Source organism: Exiguobacterium sp. s152, from assembly GCF_018618335.1.
GTDB classification, from domain to species: Bacteria; Bacillota; Bacilli; order Exiguobacteriales; family Exiguobacteriaceae; genus Exiguobacterium; species Exiguobacterium chiriqhucha.
In genome coordinates this window covers 121,718-141,617 of record NZ_JACSLX010000007.1, presented here as the reverse complement: position 1 = coordinate 141,617, position 19,900 = coordinate 121,718, and the positions used below count along the sequence as shown (strand labels likewise).

Below are 19,900 nucleotides of genomic sequence, written 5' to 3'. Positions count from 1 at the left end.
CTACACTCAATTTACAACTGCTTCATTCAGAAAGGAATGGTTTGATGCGCTTCACACGTCTTCAAACATGGATTGACAGTCAATACGAGAACCCACGCGGTATCGTCGGGACATACATCGGCGAGAAGATGGTGCGTCAACACCGGGTCGAAGTCGATTGGACGATTGAGCAACTTCTGATTCAACCTGACAATCGCGTGCTCGACCTCGGTTGTGGGGCCGGCGACGCGTTGGCACAAATGCTACGTCGCTATGCTCATGTGCATGTGACCGGACTCGACCGTTCCCCGACGATCGTCCGCTCGGCGTTGAAACGAAATCGAGCAGACGTACATTCCGGACGAGCCGAAGTCGTCGAGGGCGATCTCGGGACGCTCCCGTTTCCGGACGCACAATTCGACCGCGTCTTCAGCATCCATACGATTTACTTTTGGGAAGACGTACCCGCGGTGCTTGCCGCCATCGACCGTATCCTCAAACCAGGCGGGTCATTCGTCATCACGTACTGTGATGGGAAAGGTGGCGTGAACTGGGACGGTATCACGGCAATCGTGCGTGAACAGTTGATTCCTGCTGCTTCTGTGCTCGGGTTCATTGATGTCCATGAACGCCGAGGACCTGACTCGCGAGATTATCATACGGTCGCCGTGACGGGACAAAAGCCAGTCTAACGTCATCCCCGGCTCTTCCGTGTCACGGCTACCCCGCCAAATCCGCTGATGATGGCGATATAGAACCCTAAATCATAGAACCAGCCAGTGTTGTTCACCTCATAGACGCGATACGTGTCATTGAACAATCCTAAAATGAGTGACACCGGGGCAATCCAACCGTGCCAGACGCCCCAAAAGAATCCGGCCGGGTCGGTCGTGTACGTCCCGTCGCCCGGCACACAGCCGCCGAGGACGACAATCAAACTGAACATGATGGCTAATAATCCGATTCGTTTCATCTGAATCCCTCCTGCTATGAGTATTCCCGCTTTTACGGAAAACAGTGCCGTTCAACACGCTGAAAGAGCTAAGGACATGACGATTTATAGGATTCAACGAATTCACGATTTAGAGGAACTTGACTTGACTCAATTGCTTTTAGCTAGTCGTCAAGAAGGCTTTCGCATGCTCGACCGGTTGATCGATGACTTTCGAAATGGACACAACCGGTTCAATCACCCCGGCGAGTGTCTACTTGGTGTGTTTGACACCTCTGGCAATCTAGTCGGCATCGGAGGATTGAATCAAGATCCATATTCTCTGGGACTTCCGCTCGGTCGATTGAGACGATTTTATATTTTGCCGGCTTGTCGCAGACAAGGTATCGGGAGACGTCTCGCGAACGCATTGTTGCTCGAAGCGAAGCGAACCTTCCTCACCGTCGTTCTCCGGACCTATACGATACAAGGGGCACAGTTCTATGAATCGCTTGGCTTCACCCCATACGATACCTCGACTACAAGTCACATAATCCGCTTCAACGAAACAAGCAGCGACTCGTCATGAGCCGCTGCCTGTTTGTGTTATCGCCATAGTTGAACCGTGTTCGCGAACTCGATATCGGTCGCGATTTCCCCGTCGAGGGCATGTAAATCGAAATCCTTACCGTCGAGCCACTCCTGAAAATCGAAGATGACCGGGTCGCGGTCGCCACCGAGGGCGAACCACGTCTCGAGCGTCTCCGGGAAGTAAGCCGCCGTATGGATTGTGCCGGCCCAGCTCTTATACAGCTCGGAGAAGACACCCTTGTCCGAGTCGTTCATGAGTCGGAACGCGCTCTCGGCGTCTTGGACGATATGTTGATACATCTTGATTTCCATCATCCGGCGTGTTGAATCATCAAGATGGTAACGGTTCTCGTGTTGCAACAGCTCGAAATGGTTCGTGCAGATATTCGACTCGCGGACACGAATATCGCGCGGTGTCGCTTCGATGACGCGTGTCTTCGACGACTTGTCGTGGACGACATACGTGAACGAGCCGCGGTGCGGAATCTCTTGAAGCAAATCGACCGCCTCCTCGACCGTGGCGCACGTCTCGAGAATCATTCGGCCAATCATCTGACAGACGAACCCATCCCCCGGGCGCCGGCGGTTGATGAAGTTATAACCCATGGCGAGCCCTTTCTCGTTCATCCCGTCCATCCGACCGGTGACACGGGAGACGGGACCGATGACGGCGTAACCCTCATCTGGCTGAAACACGTTATAGCGTCCATCGTACGTCATCGGGTGATAGTCATAGTTGCGGACGAGGAAGTTGTCCCCCGTCAAAATCGAACAGCCGCTGACCGGGTTATTGACCCGGAAATGACCGAAGTGAAGGAGCGTGTCGGCGAGCGTCAACTCGAGTTCGTCCTTCAGCCCGAGCAGTTCTTCCCAAATCTTTGGAGCGAACCGGTCGAACGCCTGCTTCGCCTCGCGCTCGTCAATCTCAAAGCGTGGGACACGGAGCTTCCACTGGTCGGTCCGGTTTTCGAGCAATTTGCTACGCTTGATGTATTGTCCTTGAAAGCGGCCAAAGTCATAGTGACTGCCGCGGAATTGTGTGAGTTCACTTGAGACGCGTTGCATGAAAAAACCTCCCTTGCGCCTAGTATAACGGACGCAACGGAGGTATGTCTGACTTGAGACTGTTTACAACTTGAACTGTCGGCTCATGCGTTGCATGTCCTCGGCCGTGTGCGACAAATCTTTAACGAGCCGGTTCATCGTCTCGCTCGTCGCCGACATCTGTTCGGTCGAGGCGGCCACTTCCTCGTTACCAGCCGTACTCTCTTCAGAAATCGACGCGATGTCAGAAAGACCACGTTTGATGTCGTCTTGGTTCGTCTTGACGCGTCCGAGCTGCCCTTGCATCGAGTTCGTCAGGCGTTGCATCTCCCGCACGCTCTGTTCAATCTCATTGAAGGCGCGCTTCGTCTCCTCGAGCGTCCGCTTGCCGTCCTCGGCAGCGTGCATGCTGTCCGTGAACGTCTCGCCGAGCGCGATCGAGTTTCGTTTGACGCTACCAACGATTTCCGAAATCTCACTGACCGACCGCGCAACGCTGTCGGATAACTTGCGAATCTCCGAAGCGACGACGGCGAAGCCTTTTCCATGCTCCCCGGCACGAGCCGCCTCGATGGCCGCGTTCAAGGCGAGCAAGTTCGTCTGCTCCGAGATTTGACGGATCATCGTGACGAGTGCCGTCACTTCGTCCGCCTGTTGTTCGAAGTCCTTCACCTGGCCTTGCGACTCGCGCACTTGCAGATGGATGTTTGTCATCTTGCCGACTGCATCCTCCATCAGGTCGAGTCCTTCGGCCGTCACCCGACTGACGACTTCCGCTTGTTCGCTCACGCCGTTCCCGTCGTGCGCCGTCTGTTCGACAAGTCCCGAAAACTCGTTCATATGTCCGTACAGTTTCATCGTAAGCACACTCTGATTCTCGACGCCGCCCGCGATCTCTTCCATCGTGAAGGCAATTTGTCGCGAGGCATCGTTCACTTCTTCCGAGATGCTCGCCACGTTGCCGCTCTCATCGCGCACCGTCTGAGCGGACGTTTGTAATCCGGAAATCAAGTCGCGGAGCATTTTCGTCATCTGATCCATCGAGGCGGTAAGCCGCTTGATCTCATCGTTCGCTTTCAACTGGATGTTGTCCATCTCACGAGCAGCCGTCGCCAAGTCCCCACTCGCGATATGGGTCGCGACACGCTCGAGCTCACGGAGTGGACGAAGTTTCCAGCCAAGGTAGCGCCAGATGATGACTGAGGCGACCCCGAGTAAGACGACGAGTCCGATAAGAATCGGCGGCAAACTCTCTTGCAACACGTCTTCCGTCACCGCGGCGACGTCACTCGCCCCTTTATCGATGCCGAGGACACCGATGACGTCCCCGCCTTGTTTGATTGGAACGAGTACCGTCATATAGTCCCCGTACTCTGGGTCCTCGACAATCGGTGTCGTGACGGTCCCACCGTCGAACGCCGCTTTCGCATCTTCGAACGACGTCGCCGTCGTCGGCGTGCCAATCTCAACCGCATCGGCCGCGCTCATGCCATCGACGATGATTTGAAGCTCTTCGCCGTCGGCTGCGAGCGTATAGACGTACATCGCCCCGATTTGCGTCCGATATGTGTCGAGCTGTTCCCGAAACTGCTCGAACCGTTCATCTTTGGTCGGATTTTGCATAAAGGCCGCATACGCCTCCGCATCAATCGCCTCGCTGATGCGGGCCCCGTCCTCCAATAGAACGGCTTGCATCGAACTCTGTACCGTGTGCTTTGTGCTAACATATTGCAACACGCCGAACGTGACGATGAGCAGCGTGATGAACGCCAACATCATCGCCAAAATTCGCGTCTGCAGTAACTGTGGTTTATTTCGTTTCATGTGATTCCCTCCATTCGTCCTTACTGTATGTATCGGACGATTCCCGAAAAAACTGCACAAAAAAACGGATGATTTTCGACAAAAATCATCCGTTCGTTCATTCATTTGTCGAATCTACAACCTCGAGCGGCATTGACACCTCAGCCTCGCCCTCTTCTCCGACATGGAAGAGAGGCAGCGTCTCGGTGACGAATAGGTCGGGGTTCAAATCCGCTTGATAGACGTACGTCCGCACATCCCCTTCGCGTTCCGCGACGAGTTCACCGAACGGAATCGGGACACGCGTGCCGTCGACTTCATAACTAATGATCGTCGTCGGATCGAGGCGACGGTCTTCGAGCATCCGAATCGTGAACAACATCGTTGAGCTGTTCGTCCGCTCGAGCGAGACTGCAATCGATTCTGATTGACCGGCTCGCTTGTCGATCATCGCATCATCGACGTCCTGTTCGAACACGACGTTCTCCTCGACCGGATCATCTTGCACTTGTTGGCAACCGACGATGGTCGCCAATCCGAGAATCAAGGCAATCACCAATACGCGCATCTCGTTCTCTCCTCACTTCAAGGCGAAAGTGAGTTCCGCTTCACAAGCAACTTCTCCATCGACTGTCGCCACGGCGCGTCCTTTACCGATTGGTCCGCGCACTTTCAAGATTTCGACCTCGAGGCGCAATTGATCGCCTGGAACGACTTGACGTTTGAAGCGACATCCGTCGATGCCTGCGAAGAACGCGAGCTTGCCGCGGTTCGACTCTTGCTTGAGCATCGCGAACGCGCCGACTTGCGCGAGCGCTTCGACGATCAAGACGCCAGGCATGACGTTATAGTCCGGGAAATGTCCGTTGAAGAATTCCTCATTCGCCGTCACATTCTTTAACCCAACGGCCCGCTTGCCTTCATCGACCTCGAGAATTCGGTCAATGAGCAAGAACGGGTACCGATGCGGGATCACTTCTTTAATCTGTTCAATCGTGTACATGGTTCCACCACCCTTATGATGTTAGCCAAAAATCGGTGATATGGCGCCACGTGTCGATGTTGAACACGTCCTTCCACTCGCCTCCGCCAATCACGCTGTACCCGATGATGGCCCCAATCGCAAGCATCACGAAAGCCAACAGCAGGACAACGATGACGCGTAACAAGATCGGGAAACGTCGATGGTTCGATAATCGCTTCCGCTCCGTCCGCTCTTTGGACTCGGTCTGTTCCGAGCCGTTTTGTTCTTCGTTCGCCACGTCCATACATCCTTTCAGCTGAATTAATCATAACATATTAGTACCTGGTAATAAAACAATTGCATGAGTTCTATATAAGTGTAACGTATCTACCATCGGTCGAACAAGCGCCCGGCCTAGGACACGAACGACGCTTCTGTGAAAAATACTGCTCACTTCCACCTATGCTGTGCTACCATAAGAGTATTCATCGTTTAGGAGGTATTATTTCTATGTGGAAAGAATTCAAAGAGTTTGCGATTAAAGGCAATGTGATTGACCTGGCCGTCGCCTTCATCCTCGGGGCTGCCTTCACGGCCATCGTCACGTCGCTTGTCAATGACATCTTCATGCCGTTCCTCGGCATCCTCATCGGCGGCATCGACTTCTCGACGCTCGCGGTATCGGTGCTCGGCGTGAACGTGACGTACGGCAACTTCCTGCAAGAAATCGTCAAGTTCTTCCTCATCGCCTTCGCGTTGTTCATGATGGTCAAAGTATTGAACCGTCTGAAGCGAGAAAAAGCGGTCGAAGAGACACCGGAGCCGGAACTGTCGCGTGAAGAACAGCTCCTTTCGGAGATTCGTGACCTATTAAAAGAACGTTCGTGACCAAAAGACGCCTGAACCGAAGTTGGTTCAGGCGTCTTTGTCGATTAACCGGAACGCTCGGCTGACGGCGTCCGTCAAGAGCGGCGCCGCTTGCTGCATCGCCTCTTCGAGCGTCATCACCCGGCAAACGATTGGGAACACGGCTTCGATGCCGACGTCCGGAACGGCAATCAGTTCCGATTGTCCCGCGAAGACGAGCGTCGGGACCCCGTGTGCATATGCGATTCGGGCCAATCCATAAGGTGCTTTTCCGTGGAGCGATTGCTCATCGAACCGGCCTTCCCCGGTGATCAACCAGTCGGCCATTTGCAACGTTTCCTCTAGTTTCGACCACCGTACTACCTCGTCAATCCCGCTCCCATATACGGCTCCGAGCTGATAGAGCGCGAAGCCGATCCCGCCGGCCGCGCCCGCCCCCGGTTGTCCCGTCACATCACGCTCGAAGCAACGGGCATACGCGGCGAGCTGTTCGTCATAACGGTCGACGTCCGTTAGCGCCAATCCTTTCTGCGGACCGAATACGGCGGCCGCCCCAGATAGACCGAGTAACGGATTCGTCACATCCGAGGCCATCCGCCACTCGACATGACGCGCTTCCGGTAGGAGTCCGGTCCAATCGACTTGCGCGACGCGCTCGAGTTGATGCGGGAACGAATCAATGACATGCCCTGTCTCATCAAGAAAGCGGACGCCGAGCGCCTCGAGCAAGCCTTTCCCTCCATCGACGGTCGCGCTCCCGCCGAGACCGACCGTGATGCGTGTCGCCCCGTGCCCGAGTGCATCTTTAATCTGCAGTCCCGTCCCATAAGAACTGTAGCGCCACGGGTCGAGCACGTCGATGAGAGTAAGACCGGACGCCTCAGCGACTTCAATCACTGCCTCGCGCGTTCGTTCCGACCAGCCATACCGGGCTTGCCGCACCGTCCCGTCAAGCGACATCACGTCTTGCGTGACCACCTCGGCATGCGGGTGCGTCAAGAGCCATGCATTCAAAAAACCTTCCCCGCCGTCTGAGATTGGTACCTCGACGACGTCATGCCCAGCGAGCGCTGCACGCACCGCCCGATTGGCTTCCACGCTCGTGAGTGACCCTTTGAACGAATCCATTGCCACGACAATCCGCATGTCCATCCCTCCTCCTATTTTTAGTGTAACGCAAAAACCGCCCTTCCGAAGAAGAACGGTCCGTGATTACCGAAGTGACGTGACGAGTCCCATCATCTGGTCACTCATCGACAACGCTCGTGAATTCATCTGATACGCGCGTTGCGTGATCGTCATGTCGGTCATCTCTTTCGTCAAATCGACGTTCGATGACTCGAGCGTCCCTTCAATCAACAGATTGCCGAGCGGGCGATCGATGTCCGCCGCCAAGTCGGCCGCATAGACGTTGTCACCGAGAGGTCGTAGCGCCGATGTGTTACGTACCTCAACGATGTCGAGACGACCAAACTCTTGCTCGACGCCGTTCACGCTGGCGACGACCATCCCATCTTGACGGACACGGTGCGCCGTCGCTTCGTTCGGCATGACGATCGGGTTCCCGTCCGCACCAAGAAGGGCGTTACCGTTCACGTCGACGAGCGTCGTCGTGTCGCCGACCGAGAGCTGCATGTTCCCACTCCGGGTCAATCCGACACCGTTTTCCGTCTCGATGGCGAAGAACTGACGGCTCGCTTTCAAGAACACGTCAAGGGCCCGGTCGGTCTTTCGGATTTGGCCGATATTGAACTGTTGGCTAATATCGGCGACGTGGCCGCCGACACCGATGCGAATCCCGTTCGGCGTATCGCGTCCGATTTCGAGCTCGGCGCGCGGTTGATTGTCATACGCCTGCGACAAGAGCGAGGCGAAGTGGGTTTGTTCCCGCTTATAGCCAGCCGTGTCGACGTTGGCTATATTGTGACCGGTCACATCGAGCTGGCGTTGAAGCTGCGTGAGCGACGAGACCGAGTTATAAATCGATTGCATAAGCTTCCTCCTTAACGAATCCGAGCGATTTCAATGGCCCGCTCGGCACTCTTGTCATACGCTTGGACAACTTTTTGGTTCGCCTCGAACTGACGGTACGTCGTCATCAAGTCGGCCATCGTCCGATCGAGATCGACGTTCGCCTCTTCAATGAATCCTTGTTGGAACTGAACATTCGCAGCAGGCGGGGCGTCTCCGTTGACCCGATAGTCGTTCCCGACTTGCTCGAGTGTAGCCAAGTCATCGATTTGGACGGCACCGAGCGTCGCCACATTCTGCCCGAGTGAGGTGATTTGTCCGTCACCTGACAACGTGAACTCACTTGACGGCAATTGAATCCGTTCGCCGGCGTCCGAGAGGATATACCCGCCATCTGCTGAACGCAAGAAGCGTTCTTCATCGACCGCGAAGCGCCCGTTCGTCGTATAGAGCGTCTCACCGTTCTGTTCGACTGCGAACATGGCCGCACCCGTCGCGTCAGCCGGTACCTTCATATATACGTCGGTCGGGCTGCCCGTCTCGGAGATGCTTCCCGTCGAGAAACGCGGCATCGTCTCTTGTAGATATACGCCCGTCGACAACGTGCCGACTTCGCCTTGCACGCGTGAGCGCGCATTCCCAGGGTGGCTCACTTGGGCAAGCAACATTTCTGGGAACGAGCGGACGACGCCGTTTGATGCTTTGAATCCAGGGGTCCGGACGTTACCGAGGTTATTGCTCAAAATCTCTTGTTGACGCTGGAGCGCGTTCATCGCGCCCGCCGCCGTATATAATCCGCGTAGCATGCTTCGTCTTCCTTTCGTCGTTCAAAGTCTTCACTTTCTATATCGTACCAAAGGAACGTTTCATTCACCGTTTTTTGAAAAAAACTAAAAAAACCACTTCGCAATGAAGTGGTTTTCGTCAATCGACAATCGGGAGTTCGACCGTCATGGTCGTCCCATTCCCCAGTTCCGAACTGACGCTGATTGTACCGCCGTGCGATTCGATGATTTCCTTACAGATTGCAAGCCCAAGGCCGGTGCCTCCAATATTGCGACTCTGCTCGTTCTGCACACGGTAGAACTTCTCAAACAGCTGTTCGGCATCTGCGGGTGCTACACCCATGCCTTCGTCTTCGATGGCGATCCGGATGACATCGTCATCACACGAGACGTTAACGGCGATATTACCGCCGTCGGGTGAATATTTAATGGCGTTATTCAAGATGTTCGAGAACACTTGACGTAGTTGCGCCGGGTCTCCGGAAATGCGAATCGTTTCATCACAATCGAAATGGAACGCATGCAATTCGGTTGAGCCGGCATGAATTTCAAGAACATCAGACAATAGTTCAAACAAATTCTCGACTTTGAAGTCTTGTTCCGTTTTACCGGCTTCCATCTTCTGAACATCCAGTAAGTTACTGACGAGCCGCTCGAGCCGGGTCGTCTCACTGTGAATCATGCTCAAGTAGCGTTTTCGCTTCTCTTCATCGACATGCCGATGTTCAAGCAATTCAGTAAATCCAAGAATGGATGTGAGCGGGGTCCGAAGTTCGTGAGAGACCGTCGCGACGAGTTCCGTCTTCAAGCGGTCGATCTCGATTTCTTTCGTAATATCCCGCGACACAAACATCACACCGAAACGTTCGTCCTGCATTTCAATCGGTTCGGCGTACATCCGTACGGTACGTGTTCCCCCTTGCATCGAGTACGTAAACGTTTCGTCGAAGATTCCGAGCCGTTTGGCCCGGTCGGTGAAGCGGTTCAATCCTTCTTGATCGTCGATTTGCTCCATGAACGGTGCATAGAAGGCATCAATCGGATAGAGGCTCTGACGGTCGCCGAACGGGAATGGTTGGTCATACAGTTCGAACAGCGCCTCGTTCCCGAAGCGTTGGTTCGTCTCGAGCTCGACAAAGACGATGGCGTCCCGCATCGTGTGTACCATCTGCGCGGTTTTCTCGCGCTCACGCTCGAGTTCATCGTGTTGTCGAATCAATGACGTCGACATTTCGGAAAAAGACTTGGACAATTGTCCGACCTCGTTTTTCAACGGTTGAATCGGGATGAGCGTCGCATGCGGGTCGACCGCCAGTCGTTCACTGTTCGTGATGAGCGATTGAAGTTGATTCGTCAAACGCACGATGTACGGCTGCAGGCTGACGAAGAGGATGAACAACGCACCGAGCAAGATGAGCAACCACATCCATTGAGCTTTGGCGAGCTGTTCCGACAGTTCCTCCCGAAGACCCGTCTCTTGGAAGTCAAGGTCGGCCCGGTAGTCGGTAAATACCGATTCCATATCGACGATGCTCGCACTCATATCGGCCGCACTCTTCGTATTCAGTTTGAAGCGGGTCTGGGTCGAGCCCGCATTTTTCGGCATAAGTTGTCCGACGGTCGCCATCTGTAAGAATGGCTCATCGATTTCCCCGTTCGCCTTGGCGATGACGTACCGTTCAAGACCCGGCATGACGCGTGACGTATAAATGCTGAACAGAAGGCGCGCATCTTCTGCGAACGTCGTCTCTTCCTTGCTCGCAGCGTTTTCTTCAAACCAGCTCGTCTGGTCGTCAATCCGTTCTTGCGCTCGTCTCACTTCCGCAAGCAAGGCGTCCTCCCCGAGCAACACGTGACCGCGCATCTCATATTGCATCGATTGCCACGTCTCGAACAAGTCGGTCGCCCGTGATCGTTGTTCACTGATACGTTCAAGTTCGACCGTCGTGTCTCGGATTGCCTGCTGGGTATAAAAATATGTGCCGAGTGACGTCAACGTGATTAACGCGATCAATACGTAAAACACGGTGAGCACTTGGCGGCTAATTCGTTGTTCAATCCAGCGCTTCATATGTTGCCTTCTTTCATATCGGTGATTGATCAGCTTGTCAATTCAGTATGTTCGGCTATTCAAAAAAGTCAGTTTCGTGTACGATAAGAAAACATTGGTCACTTCTAAAAGTGAACGACTAGTGTCAGTATATCGTCCGTTTCTCACAAGAAACTCACAAATCACGAAGGGAATATGCAGATGACCCCTAAATCGATTGGGCTGGTCGTATTGATGATTGTCTTTGCACTCGCAGGCGGACTCGCCTTGACACGAGGACAAACCATCGACGACGCAGTCACCGTCACACAAGGAACGGCCGATTTGACCGATTCCCGCGTGACCGAACACATCATGCGTCTGGATGGGACATGGCGCTTCCAATCGAGCTTTCTCGATCAAGTAGACCGTGAATCCTATCGAAGCGTTCCGCATATGACGCCACACGAAACGGCGACCTATGAGGCTGACATTAGCCTACCTCCGGGACAATATGCACTACGCGTCCCGCGTAACCACCCACATGTCAATCTCCTCATTGATGGAAAAAACGTCTCGCCCGTCTACGCATCGACAGTTGAAGACCCTCGGCATGCTTACCTCGTTCTCCTGGATACGCATACCCCGACGTTTCGTTTGACGATTCAAACAGCCGAGACGGAGGAGCTCGCAACTGGCGTTTCCGACAGTTTGCTCATCGGACCGACGAGCAATATGATGACGTACCATAATAAATATTTCAGTTATGAGTTTGTCATCGTCCTCATCTCGCTACTTATTTTCTCGTTCTATGCGATCGTTTGGCTATTTCATCGCAAAGAAGCGCTTTATTTGTATGGAGCCGCTTTCTTTTTCCTTGTCAGTATTTCACTGTTGATGAGCGATCAAATGATTGTCTTCGAACTTATCCCACTGATGACTTATGTCTTGGCCCATAAATTGAATTTGATTACAGCGCTCTTAAGTGTTGCCATGCTCATTAACTTTGCGCTTCAGCTCGAACGCGTTCCATTCCGTCACTTTTTGAAGTATGTGGCGTATCCATTTTATGCACTTAGCCTGATTGCCTTGGTGCTACCTTACACTGCACATACTATGTTTGATCAATTTGCATGGTTTTACGTTCTGTTCATCACGTTCTTTTGGACCGGTCTGAATATCAACTGGTTGTTCGAGCGGAAAGATAACGGCTATCCGTTTGAATTTTTAGTGTTCACGGTGGCACTCATTATCGGGTACATCGGGCAGTTGTTAAACGCCTTGATTGATCACCCGAATCAGGAACTGTATACGAGTGTCATGTCACTCATTTATTTCTTGCTCATGTTCACGTTACTTCCGATTCACTTGTCGACCGATAAGCGACAAAAACGGGAAGTTCAAACATTCGCCAATCAAAGTGAAATCTCATTTTTCAACGCCCAAATCAAACCACACTTCTTATATAACACGTTCGGGAACGTCATTGCGCTCTGTTATACAGCACCGATTGAAGCAGCACGGTTACTCAGTCACTTGAGCACATACGTCCGCTTCATCTTTGAGAACGGCCGCACTGAGAATGACATCTCACTTGGTCAAGAACTTGAGGTTATCGATTCGTACTTAATGATCGAGCAAACTCGTTTCAATGACGCCTTCACCATCACGAAGGATATCGATGAATCTGTGCTCAACGCTTCAATCCCACCGCTGTTATTGCAACCGCTCGTCGAGAACGCGGTTCAACACGGGTTGATGAAGCAAGAAGGTGTGAAACGGCTCATGTTATCGGTCCAGGAATCGGATGATTCAATCGATATCCGGATTGCCGACAACGGCATCGGTTTCGATCCAACACCGCATTTGAAACAATCAAATGGAATCGGTATCCCGAATGTCAGAAATCGGATCGGTTTCTTGCCAGGTGCCACGTTTAAATTAAATTCTGAGCCTGGGGTCGGTACGCATGTGCATATTCGACTTCCAAAACGAGAAAGGATGAATTCGCAACATGCGCACGATTTTGATTGAAGATGAACACCATATTTTGAGGATGATGGAACGCCTCATCCAAGCCGAACCGAACTTAAAATGGATGGGCTCGTTCCACGATCCGTTCCAAGCGCTTGATTTTTTAGCAAACCAGGAAGTCGACCTCGTGTTTCTCGATATCGAGATGCCACAGATGAGCGGCCTTGATTTCGCCAAACGTTTACCCGAAACAACGCAAGTCGTCTTTACGACGGCACACAGCCAATATGCGGTCGAAGCGTTCAACTTACAAGCGACACACTACCTGCTTAAACCAATCACCGAACAGATGATTCACGACCTGATCCCGCGCGTCTCGAAGCGATACGCGGAGACACTATCGACCGATCATCACCGGACGTGTACGATTCAATGTCTTGACCACTTCTCAGTCAAGACACAAGACAGCGACCTCGTCAAATGGCCGACGCAAAAAACCGAGGAACTGTTCGCCTACTTGATTTTCCACCGCGATAAAGTCGTCAACAAATGGCTCATTGCCGAGACGCTTTATCCAGATATCGACGAGCCGCAGCGGGCGCTCCATAACGTCTATAACCTTGTCTATCGGTTGAAAAAGACGCTCGCCGAGTATGATTTGAGCATCACGGTTCAGACGATTAACAACGGTTACTCGCTCCATTTGGATGACGCCTGTCTTTGCGATTACCATGACTGGTTAGATGCAAAAGAAAAGCCGTTCCCGCAAACAGATTTGTCCACTCGACTCTTTGTCGACAAAGATTATACATGGCATTAAAAAGAGCTTCTCCCAATTCAAGGGAGAAGCTCTTTTCAGCGTCCGACGAAGCCACCGTCGACGTGAAGATGTTGGCCGTTGACCCACGCCCCGTCCGGCCCCATGAGAAAAGCGATATAGCGGGCCGTGTCCTCAGGTGTCCCGACGCGTCCATACGGGAACAGCGGTACGAGTTGTTCGCGGAGCACGTCATCAATCCAACCCGAATCGGTCGGGCCCGGGTCAAGCGCGTTCACGGAGATTCCATACTGACCTGCCCCGTTAGCGAGCGCCGGCGTGATCGCGATCAACATGCCTTTCGTGGCGATATAGGCCAAATTGGACGCATCCGCCCCACCGGATACCATGAACAGAATTCGTCCGTCCGTATGCCCAGCCTATTTGTATCGCTCGATGAATGCAAACGTCAGACCGAGCGTCCCTTCGTTATTGACGAGATAATGCCGGCGGAGTGTCTCGGTCGTGAACGTATCGACGCCCACGTGCCGCTCATACGTCGCGTTGTTGATGAGGCGGCTTGGAGTACCGAGCGCCGCTTCGACGCGGTTGAGCAACCCTTCTACGTCTCCAGACGATAAGTCGTACGACTCATGGGCCACGCGAGCCCCCAATGCCCGTAATTCGTCGACGAAGCCGTCGATGAAGTCCGGTTCCGCTCCGACACCTTCCGTGCCGTCAAACGGGCTCCAGTGCGTGATATACAAGTCATGACCTGACGTAGCGAGTTTTCGCGCGATGGCCGCCCCAATGCCTTGCGTCCGGCTGACGCCGGTAATGAGTGTGAGTGGTCGTGTCATTTAATGATCCCCTTTAGTCCCAAATTTGGTGAGAAAATATGGTCCCCAGTCCGCTTCGTGCGGGATGACATACGTCCACGTGTAAGCTGGGTCTACGATATAGACATCCGCATAGTCCATTGTTTCAACAATCAAGTCTCTCCTAGTGAGTGGTTTTGCTTGCGTCAAATCGAGCTCGAGCACATCGTTCGAGTGTTGAAAAAAGAGTATCGCTTTCCACTTCCTGACCCGTTCGAACGCGCGATCAGCGGCTGTTCTGACGAGACAGCCGTCAGTCCCTGCCACGATATCCTCCCATAGATGAGGAGAAAGTCGTGTCGGCTGTTCAGGTCGTATGAAGTGCGTCAACCATTTTTGACGCGCTTCTTGGCCTCGGTCTTCAATCTCTGTGACCTCGACTCCTTTTGCCGTCAATCGCTCAATCAATGGATTCATCTACAACCCTCCCTCCCTTATTTTATCCATTTACAGGAAAATCGGACAGTGTTGAACGCAAAAAAGGTACGACGCCTATTGACGTCGTACCTTTAGATGATCTTACTTCAAACGATCCAAGTGCTCGAGCATGATGCCCGTGCCGTGCGCGACGCTGAGCGTCGGCTCTTCGGCGATCATGACCGGCAACCCGACACGCTCGGCGACGAGCTGGTCGATCCCGTGGAGGAGCGAGCCGCCACCTGTCATGATGATGCCGCGGTCGATGATATCGGCCGCAAGTTCCGGAGGCGTCTGTTCGAGCACGCGCTTCGTTGCTTCGACGATCTCATTTGCCGATTCGGCCATCGCTTCACGGAGTTCTTCCGACGTGATGGTTACCGTACGCGGAAGCCCACGCACCATGTCACGACCTCGGATATCCATCGTCTCGTTACGGCCGCCTGGGAAGACCGTCGCAATCTCTTTCTTGATTTGCTCGGCCGTCCGCTCACCGATGACGAGCTTATGCTTGTCTTTGATGGCGCGGAGGATGTCCGTATCGAACCGGTCCCCGGCGATTTTAATCGTTTCGCCGCAGACGATATCGCCCATCGAGAGGATGGCAACGTCTGTCGTTCCGCCACCGATGTCGACGATCATATGACCGACCGGCTTCCAGATGTCCATGCCCGAACCGACGGCTGCCGCTTTCGGTTCTACGGCGAGGAAGACCTCTTTTGCGCCGGCCTTCTCGGCCGCCTCACGGATGGCTTTCGCTTCGACCGGTGTCACGTTCGCCGGCGTACAGATGAGCATGCGGATGCCGCCAAAGAAACCGCGGACTTGAATCTTCTCGACGAAGTGACGAAGCATCTCTTCGGTTGTCGCGAAGTCGGCGATGACGCCGTCACGGAGTGGACGGATGGCGACGATGTCACCAGGTGTACGTCCGACCATCTGATACGCTTCTGTCCCGACAGCGAGTACTTTCCCTGTCGAACGTTTAATGGCAACGACCGATGGCTCGTCGAGGACGATGCCTCGACCTTTGACGTGGATGACGACGTTTGCTGTTCCTAAATCAATCCCGATATCTTTTGAAAACATGGTGTGTAGGTTCCTCCGTTCATTACTTCATTGAAAAGAGCGAGAAGAGTCTCTCCTCGCTCCTATGAGTCTATTAATTAGTTCTTAACCATTTCTTCGGCAACTTCGACGTTCCCTTGGATGCGCTCGATGTCAGCACCGAGAGCTTGCAATTTCTTGTGGAAGTCGACGTATCCACGGTCGATGTGGTAGAGATCGCCAACGCGTGTCTCTTCGTCCGCAATGAGTCCAGCGAGGACAAGGGCAGCACCAGCACGAAGGTCAGTCGAGACGACTTCAGCACCTTGGAGGCGAACGCCACCTTTGATGATGGCCGAACGGCCTTCGATTTTAATGTCTGCGTTCATGCGGCGGAACTCTTCCACGTGCATGAAGCGATTCTCAAACACTGTTTCTGTGATGACCGATGTACCGCCTGCTTTCAAGACGAGTGCCATCATTTGAGCTTGGATGTCAGTCGGGAAACCAGGGTGTGGCATTGTCTTCACGTCGACCGGCTTCAACTCATCCGGTGCCATGACACGCATGCCTTCTGCTGTATCCTCAAACTTGACGCCCATTTCTTCCATCTTCGAGATGAGCGGACGAAGGTGCTCGCGCTCAGCACCGATGACTTCGATGTCGCCGCCTGTGATGGCTCCAGCGACGAGGAACGTACCTGCTTCAATGCGGTCAGGAATGATTGAATGCTCAGCGCCGTGAAGCTTATCGACACCTTCGATGCGAATCGTTTCTGTACCGGCACCGCGCACGTGTGCGCCCATACCGTTCAAGAAGTTGGCAAGGTCAACAATTTCAGGCTCTTTGGCGACGTTCTCGATGATCGTCGTGCCTTCCGCGAGGACAGCAGCCATCATGATGTTCTCTGTCGCGCCGACAGATGGGAAGTCCAAGTAGATTTTCGCACCTTTCAAGCGACCGTCAACCGAAGCTTCAACGAAACCGTTGCCGATGACCGTCTTTGCACCCATTGCTTCGAACCCTTTTAAGTGGAGGTCAATCGGACGTGAGCCGATTGAGCAACCGCCCGGCATCGCAACACGTGCGTGCCCAAGGCGAGCGAGAAGAGGACCCATGACGAGGATTGAAGCACGCATCTTACGGACGTACTCAAGTGGCGCCTCGTCTTTGATTGTGCCCGACGCATCGACAGTGACTTCATTGCTCGCTTCGTCAAATGCAACCTCTGCACCGAGGTGGCGAAGCACTTTGTTAATCGTGTACACATCAGCGAGGCGCGGCACGTTTTGAAGTACCGACTTTCCTTCACCTGCTAAAAGAGTGGCAACCAATGTTTTGAGTACGGCGTTTTTAGCTCCTTCAACACGCACAGTACCTGACAATTTACGTCCTCCACGGACTACAATCAAATCCTTCATATCTCTCTTTGTCCTCCAACTTCGTTAATTTTTTGTTTTATACGTCGATATCCGTTACCGGATGTGGTTGTGTCGATTACTATGATGGTTTGTATTACGTGACGCTTCATCAGAGAGAAAAATAATAATAAAAGCAACCATAAAATTCTGATGAAAAATTTCGTCATGTCAGACGAATTTATCCTATCACGATAAACATATACGATACGTTACAGCAGGATTACAGTTTAGTAATCATTTCCCTGCCTACTGCAATGGTGCGAGTGCCTGAGCCAATCGGATATACTCCAAAAAGAACTGGGCGATCAGTGAACCGAAGACGACGGCCACGAGGACGCGCAAGACAGCTGCTTGCGGACTCCTCACTTGATTGAGCAAGCGGTCCCATTTGACCGGCATGAGCGCCCACCAAGCGACGTAGATCGCTACGACGTAGATGAAGAGCGATAATACGGTGTTTAGCATCGACGATTCCCCTCTTTTCAAAAATTCGTACCGTTTTTAATCATAGCATGTCACGTTAGAGAAAAAAAGACTTAGCGTTCAAGTGAGTGGTTGAATGGGTTCATCCGATCAACTCGCTTTCTCTCCAAAAACCGCATACAAAAGGAACGTCAATCGGCGCATAGCCTTAGTACAGTAATTGACGTCCCTTCAATATTTCAAACATTATTCACTTCAGCATCATAAGTTTGGCTCCAACGGATGGCTTCGACATAGTGTCGAGACAAATCCGGCATCGTCTCATCGACGTCGACCGTCAATTGCTCGTAGGCGAGAACGGTCTCAAGTAACCCGCGTAATTCGTTGTCGTCCCCGAGGAGAGCCGCCTTGACGATTGGTTCGACCGGAAGCTCCGACACGAGCGTCTGCATCGTCTCATCCAAGATGACGTCAAGCGACGAGAAGATACCCGTGATGAACGCGTCGAACGCCGCCACGTGCGGTAACGTCTCGGCCGCAATCAATTCCATCATCTTGCCGCGGATGACACTCTGTTTAATCAATTCTTTCGATTCGGACGTCTGTAGCTCACGCAACAGCATCAAATACGACCAACGCCGCATCTCATCGAGCCCGATACGCGCGACGGCCTGTTCGATTGATTGAATCGTGTGACGTCCCTTTTGATACACCGTGTTGACCGAGCGTAACATTTTATACGACAAGTCGACGCTTCGTTCGATTTGGCTGGCGATGCGTCGGAAGTCCGGTTCCGGCTTATCGAGTTCCTTCAGCACTTCGACGAGCGTATGCCGGAGCGGATGGACCTCCGCACCGTGGACGACCGTCGGACGACTGAAGAAGTAGCCTTGGAACATGTGATAGCCGAGCTTCTTGGCAATCTCATATTCAAACGGTGTCTCGATTTTCTCCGCCAGAAATTCGACGCGATGGCCGAGGGCGTCGATGAGCCGCTTCTGTTGGTCGATCGGTGTCGCCTGGTAGTCGATTTTGATGATATCGGCGAGTCCGATGAGCGGCCGATACTTCTCTTCGAACACAAAGTCGTCGAGGGCGATCGTATAGCCTTTCCGACGTAACGAACGTAACGCCGCCAAGACTTTCTCCGTCGGTTCGACATGCTCGAGCACCTCGACGACGAGCGTCTGCCTTGGCAGTAAAGCCGGGACCTCACTCTCAATCAAGTTTTGCGGAAAGTTGATGAACGCTCTCGTCCCTTCCGTCAACTCCCGGAAGTTGAAAACGAGATAGGCGTTATGAATCACATCGGCGGTCGCAAGTGCGTCATCGACATGTTCAAATATATTTTTCTCGCTGCGGCGATATAACAGTTCATAGCCACAGACGCGTAATTTTTGATCAAAGATCGGTTGGCGCGCAACATAAACTTTCATCCCATTGTCTCCTTTACCGTAGTTCCCATCTATATTATCGGATAAGGTGCGCCTATCTTCCACTATTTGGGCGTAAAACTTTTGATGCTTTAGACCCATATATAATGAAGGAACGTGATTGATTCGGTCCATCCACAAAAAATCTCCCCTGCGGCTGCAGGAGAGATGTCGGTTATTCTTTGATATCGCGAATGCTCAAACGGTTAATCGCTTTTTTGAGCGCGAGCTCCGCACGACGGAATTCGAGGTCCGAGAGCTTCGTGTCTTGTAGACGACGCTCGGCACGAACTTTCGCCGCAGAAGCGCGGTCGTAGTCGATTTTATCCGCCATTTCGGCTGTTTCAGCTAAGATCGTCACCGTATCGGGACGAACTTCCATGAAACCGCCACTGAGTGCGATCAGCGTGCGTCCACCATCTTCGTGGCGCAGTTTGAGAACTGAGATATCGAGCGGTGTCACCATCGGGATGTGTTTCGGTAAGATACCGAGTTCACCGGTCACCGATTTGGCAATCACCATCCGTGCCTCGCCCTCATAGGCTGCACCATCCGGGGTGACGACGTTGACGTGAAGAGTATTCAT

General features: G+C 53.0%; 21 protein-coding genes and 1 pseudogene. 5 read left to right on the top strand and 17 right to left on the bottom strand.

Features of this window, described 5'->3' with window-relative positions:
• Positions 1–44: 44 nt before the first annotated feature.
• Positions 45–671, top strand: coding sequence for a class I SAM-dependent methyltransferase (locus KNP72_RS12700; RefSeq protein ID WP_214719370.1), 627 nt, complete (start codon positions 45–47; stop codon positions 669–671).
• A gap of 2 nt (positions 672–673) precedes the next feature.
• Here the strand turns inward: KNP72_RS12700 and KNP72_RS12695 are convergent, their stop codons facing one another.
• Positions 674–952, bottom strand: a complete 279-nt coding sequence (locus KNP72_RS12695) for a hypothetical protein (protein WP_214719369.1) — start codon at positions 950–952, stop codon at positions 674–676.
• A gap of 76 nt (positions 953–1,028) precedes the next feature.
• On the opposite strand from KNP72_RS12695, the gene KNP72_RS12690 reads away from it, so the two are divergent.
• A complete protein-coding gene (locus KNP72_RS12690) occupies positions 1,029–1,499 on the top strand; it encodes a GNAT family N-acetyltransferase (RefSeq protein WP_214833690.1) in 471 nt (156 codons plus the stop codon).
• 17 nt (positions 1,500–1,516) lie between these two features.
• Here the strand turns inward: KNP72_RS12690 and KNP72_RS12685 are convergent, their stop codons facing one another.
• From KNP72_RS12685 to KNP72_RS12665, 5 genes are all read right to left on the bottom strand, one after another.
• Positions 1,517–2,566 (bottom strand): C45 family autoproteolytic acyltransferase/hydrolase, encoded by a 1,050-nt coding sequence (locus tag KNP72_RS12685; RefSeq protein WP_214833687.1) that lies wholly within the window; start codon positions 2,564–2,566, stop codon positions 1,517–1,519.
• A 63-nt stretch (positions 2,567–2,629) separates the two neighbouring features.
• Entirely contained in the window at positions 2,630–4,369 is a 1,740-nt protein-coding gene (locus KNP72_RS12680) for a methyl-accepting chemotaxis protein (protein ID WP_214833684.1), read from the bottom strand.
• A gap of 97 nt (positions 4,370–4,466) precedes the next feature.
• Positions 4,467–4,916: a hypothetical protein gene (locus tag KNP72_RS12675; protein WP_214719364.1), complete on the bottom strand. Its 450-nt coding sequence runs from the start codon at positions 4,914–4,916 to the stop codon at positions 4,467–4,469.
• A gap of 12 nt (positions 4,917–4,928) precedes the next feature.
• Entirely contained in the window at positions 4,929–5,351 is a 423-nt protein-coding gene (gene fabZ / locus KNP72_RS12670) for a 3-hydroxyacyl-ACP dehydratase FabZ (RefSeq protein ID WP_214833681.1), read from the bottom strand.
• A gap of 13 nt (positions 5,352–5,364) precedes the next feature.
• Entirely contained in the window at positions 5,365–5,616 is a 252-nt protein-coding gene (locus KNP72_RS12665; RefSeq protein ID WP_029594701.1) for a DNA-directed RNA polymerase subunit beta, read from the bottom strand.
• A 206-nt stretch (positions 5,617–5,822) separates the two neighbouring features.
• On the opposite strand from KNP72_RS12665, the gene mscL reads away from it, so the two are divergent.
• Positions 5,823–6,200 carry a large-conductance mechanosensitive channel protein MscL gene (gene mscL, locus KNP72_RS12660; protein WP_214719362.1) on the top strand — a complete coding sequence of 126 codons (378 nt, stop codon included), beginning with the start codon at positions 5,823–5,825 and terminating at the stop codon, positions 6,198–6,200.
• 27 nt (positions 6,201–6,227) lie between these two features.
• On the opposite strand, the gene KNP72_RS12655 is transcribed toward mscL, so the two are convergent.
• The 4 genes from KNP72_RS12655 to KNP72_RS12640 all read right to left on the bottom strand — a co-directional run bounded on the left by KNP72_RS12655 (position 6,228) and on the right by KNP72_RS12640 (position 11,006).
• On the bottom strand, positions 6,228–7,325 hold the full coding sequence (locus KNP72_RS12655) for a glycerate kinase family protein (RefSeq protein ID WP_251129004.1): 1,098 nt from the start codon (positions 7,323–7,325) through the stop codon (positions 6,228–6,230).
• A 66-nt stretch (positions 7,326–7,391) separates the two neighbouring features.
• Positions 7,392–8,171 carry a flagellar hook-basal body protein gene (locus KNP72_RS12650; protein ID WP_214719361.1) on the bottom strand — a complete coding sequence of 260 codons (780 nt, stop codon included), beginning with the start codon at positions 8,169–8,171 and terminating at the stop codon, positions 7,392–7,394.
• A gap of 11 nt (positions 8,172–8,182) precedes the next feature.
• Positions 8,183–8,956 (bottom strand): flagellar hook-basal body protein, encoded by a 774-nt coding sequence (locus KNP72_RS12645; protein WP_021066151.1) that lies wholly within the window; start codon positions 8,954–8,956, stop codon positions 8,183–8,185.
• A 118-nt stretch (positions 8,957–9,074) separates the two neighbouring features.
• The gene (locus KNP72_RS12640) at positions 9,075–11,006 is read right to left on the bottom strand and encodes a sensor histidine kinase (RefSeq protein ID WP_214833678.1); all 1,932 of its coding nucleotides are present in this window, start codon (positions 11,004–11,006) and stop codon (positions 9,075–9,077) included.
• Positions 11,007–11,186: 180 nt separating this feature from the next.
• Here KNP72_RS12640 and KNP72_RS12635 point away from each other — a divergent pair, with 180 nt between their 5' ends.
• Positions 11,187–12,998 (top strand): sensor histidine kinase, encoded by a 1,812-nt coding sequence (locus KNP72_RS12635; RefSeq protein ID WP_214833675.1) that lies wholly within the window; start codon positions 11,187–11,189, stop codon positions 12,996–12,998.
• Positions 12,979–13,758, top strand: a complete 780-nt coding sequence (locus KNP72_RS12630; RefSeq protein WP_214833672.1) for a response regulator — start codon at positions 12,979–12,981, stop codon at positions 13,756–13,758. The genes KNP72_RS12635 and KNP72_RS12630 overlap by 20 nt, the downstream gene beginning before the upstream one ends.
• Positions 13,759–13,793: 35 nt before the next feature.
• Here KNP72_RS12630 and KNP72_RS15910 read toward each other — a convergent pair.
• The 7 genes and pseudogenes from KNP72_RS15910 to KNP72_RS12590 all read right to left on the bottom strand — a co-directional run bounded on the left by KNP72_RS15910 (position 13,794) and on the right by KNP72_RS12590 (position 19,900).
• Positions 13,794–14,555: pseudogene (locus KNP72_RS15910) on the bottom strand (SDR family oxidoreductase).
• Positions 14,556–14,990 carry a DUF4275 family protein gene (locus tag KNP72_RS12615; protein WP_214719351.1) on the bottom strand — a complete coding sequence of 145 codons (435 nt, stop codon included), beginning with the start codon at positions 14,988–14,990 and terminating at the stop codon, positions 14,556–14,558.
• 102 nt (positions 14,991–15,092) lie between these two features.
• On the bottom strand, positions 15,093–16,079 hold the full coding sequence (mreB, locus tag KNP72_RS12610; protein ID WP_021066145.1) for a rod shape-determining protein: 987 nt from the start codon (positions 16,077–16,079) through the stop codon (positions 15,093–15,095).
• Between the two features lie 77 nt (positions 16,080–16,156).
• Entirely contained in the window at positions 16,157–17,458 is a 1,302-nt protein-coding gene (gene murA, locus KNP72_RS12605; protein ID WP_214719350.1) for a UDP-N-acetylglucosamine 1-carboxyvinyltransferase, read from the bottom strand.
• Between the two features lie 246 nt (positions 17,459–17,704).
• Positions 17,705–17,923, bottom strand: coding sequence for a DUF1146 family protein (locus KNP72_RS12600; RefSeq protein ID WP_214719349.1), 219 nt, complete (start codon positions 17,921–17,923; stop codon positions 17,705–17,707).
• Positions 17,924–18,120: 197 nt separating this feature from the next.
• Entirely contained in the window at positions 18,121–19,317 is a 1,197-nt protein-coding gene (locus KNP72_RS12595) for an EAL and HDOD domain-containing protein (RefSeq protein WP_251129003.1), read from the bottom strand.
• 172 nt (positions 19,318–19,489) lie between these two features.
• A complete protein-coding gene (locus tag KNP72_RS12590; protein ID WP_128123479.1) occupies positions 19,490–19,900 on the bottom strand; it encodes a F0F1 ATP synthase subunit epsilon in 411 nt (136 codons plus the stop codon).

Bases quoted from the DNA above. Each gene is read 5' to 3' on its own strand.
- KNP72_RS12680 (WP_214833684.1), bottom strand. From the start codon at position 4,369: ATGAAACGAAATAAACCACAGTTACTGCAGACGCGAATTTTGGCGATG.
- KNP72_RS12635 (WP_214833675.1), top strand. From the start codon at position 11,187: ATGACCCCTAAATCGATTGGGCTGGTCGTATTGATGATTGTCTTTGCA.
- KNP72_RS12590 (WP_128123479.1), bottom strand. From the start codon at position 19,900: ATGAATACTCTTCACGTCAACGTCGTCACCCCGGATGGTGCAGCCTAT.
- KNP72_RS12665 (WP_029594701.1), bottom strand. From the start codon at position 5,616: ATGGACGTGGCGAACGAAGAACAAAACGGCTCGGAACAGACCGAGTCC.
- KNP72_RS12615 (WP_214719351.1), bottom strand. From the start codon at position 14,990: ATGAATCCATTGATTGAGCGATTGACGGCAAAAGGAGTCGAGGTCACA.
- KNP72_RS12695 (WP_214719369.1), bottom strand. From the start codon at position 952: ATGAAACGAATCGGATTATTAGCCATCATGTTCAGTTTGATTGTCGTC.
- mreB (WP_021066145.1), bottom strand. From the start codon at position 16,079: ATGTTTTCAAAAGATATCGGGATTGATTTAGGAACAGCAAACGTCGTC.
- KNP72_RS12640 (WP_214833678.1), bottom strand. From the start codon at position 11,006: ATGAAGCGCTGGATTGAACAACGAATTAGCCGCCAAGTGCTCACCGTG.
- KNP72_RS12685 (WP_214833687.1), bottom strand. From the start codon at position 2,566: ATGCAACGCGTCTCAAGTGAACTCACACAATTCCGCGGCAGTCACTAT.
- murA (WP_214719350.1), bottom strand. From the start codon at position 17,458: ATGAAGGATTTGATTGTAGTCCGTGGAGGACGTAAATTGTCAGGTACT.
- KNP72_RS12675 (WP_214719364.1), bottom strand. From the start codon at position 4,916: ATGCGCGTATTGGTGATTGCCTTGATTCTCGGATTGGCGACCATCGTC.
- KNP72_RS12645 (WP_021066151.1), bottom strand. From the start codon at position 8,956: ATGCTACGCGGATTATATACGGCGGCGGGCGCGATGAACGCGCTCCAG.
- fabZ (WP_214833681.1), bottom strand. From the start codon at position 5,351: ATGTACACGATTGAACAGATTAAAGAAGTGATCCCGCATCGGTACCCG.
- KNP72_RS12630 (WP_214833672.1), top strand. From the start codon at position 12,979: ATGCGCACGATTTTGATTGAAGATGAACACCATATTTTGAGGATGATG.
- KNP72_RS12700 (WP_214719370.1), top strand. From the start codon at position 45: ATGCGCTTCACACGTCTTCAAACATGGATTGACAGTCAATACGAGAAC.
- KNP72_RS12650 (WP_214719361.1), bottom strand. From the start codon at position 8,171: ATGCAATCGATTTATAACTCGGTCTCGTCGCTCACGCAGCTTCAACGC.
- KNP72_RS12595 (WP_251129003.1), bottom strand. From the start codon at position 19,317: ATGAAAGTTTATGTTGCGCGCCAACCGATCTTTGATCAAAAATTACGC.
- mscL (WP_214719362.1), top strand. From the start codon at position 5,823: ATGTGGAAAGAATTCAAAGAGTTTGCGATTAAAGGCAATGTGATTGAC.
- KNP72_RS12690 (WP_214833690.1), top strand. From the start codon at position 1,029: ATGACGATTTATAGGATTCAACGAATTCACGATTTAGAGGAACTTGAC.
- KNP72_RS12600 (WP_214719349.1), bottom strand. From the start codon at position 17,923: ATGCTAAACACCGTATTATCGCTCTTCATCTACGTCGTAGCGATCTAC.
- KNP72_RS12655 (WP_251129004.1), bottom strand. From the start codon at position 7,325: ATGCGGATTGTCGTGGCAATGGATTCGTTCAAAGGGTCACTCACGAGC.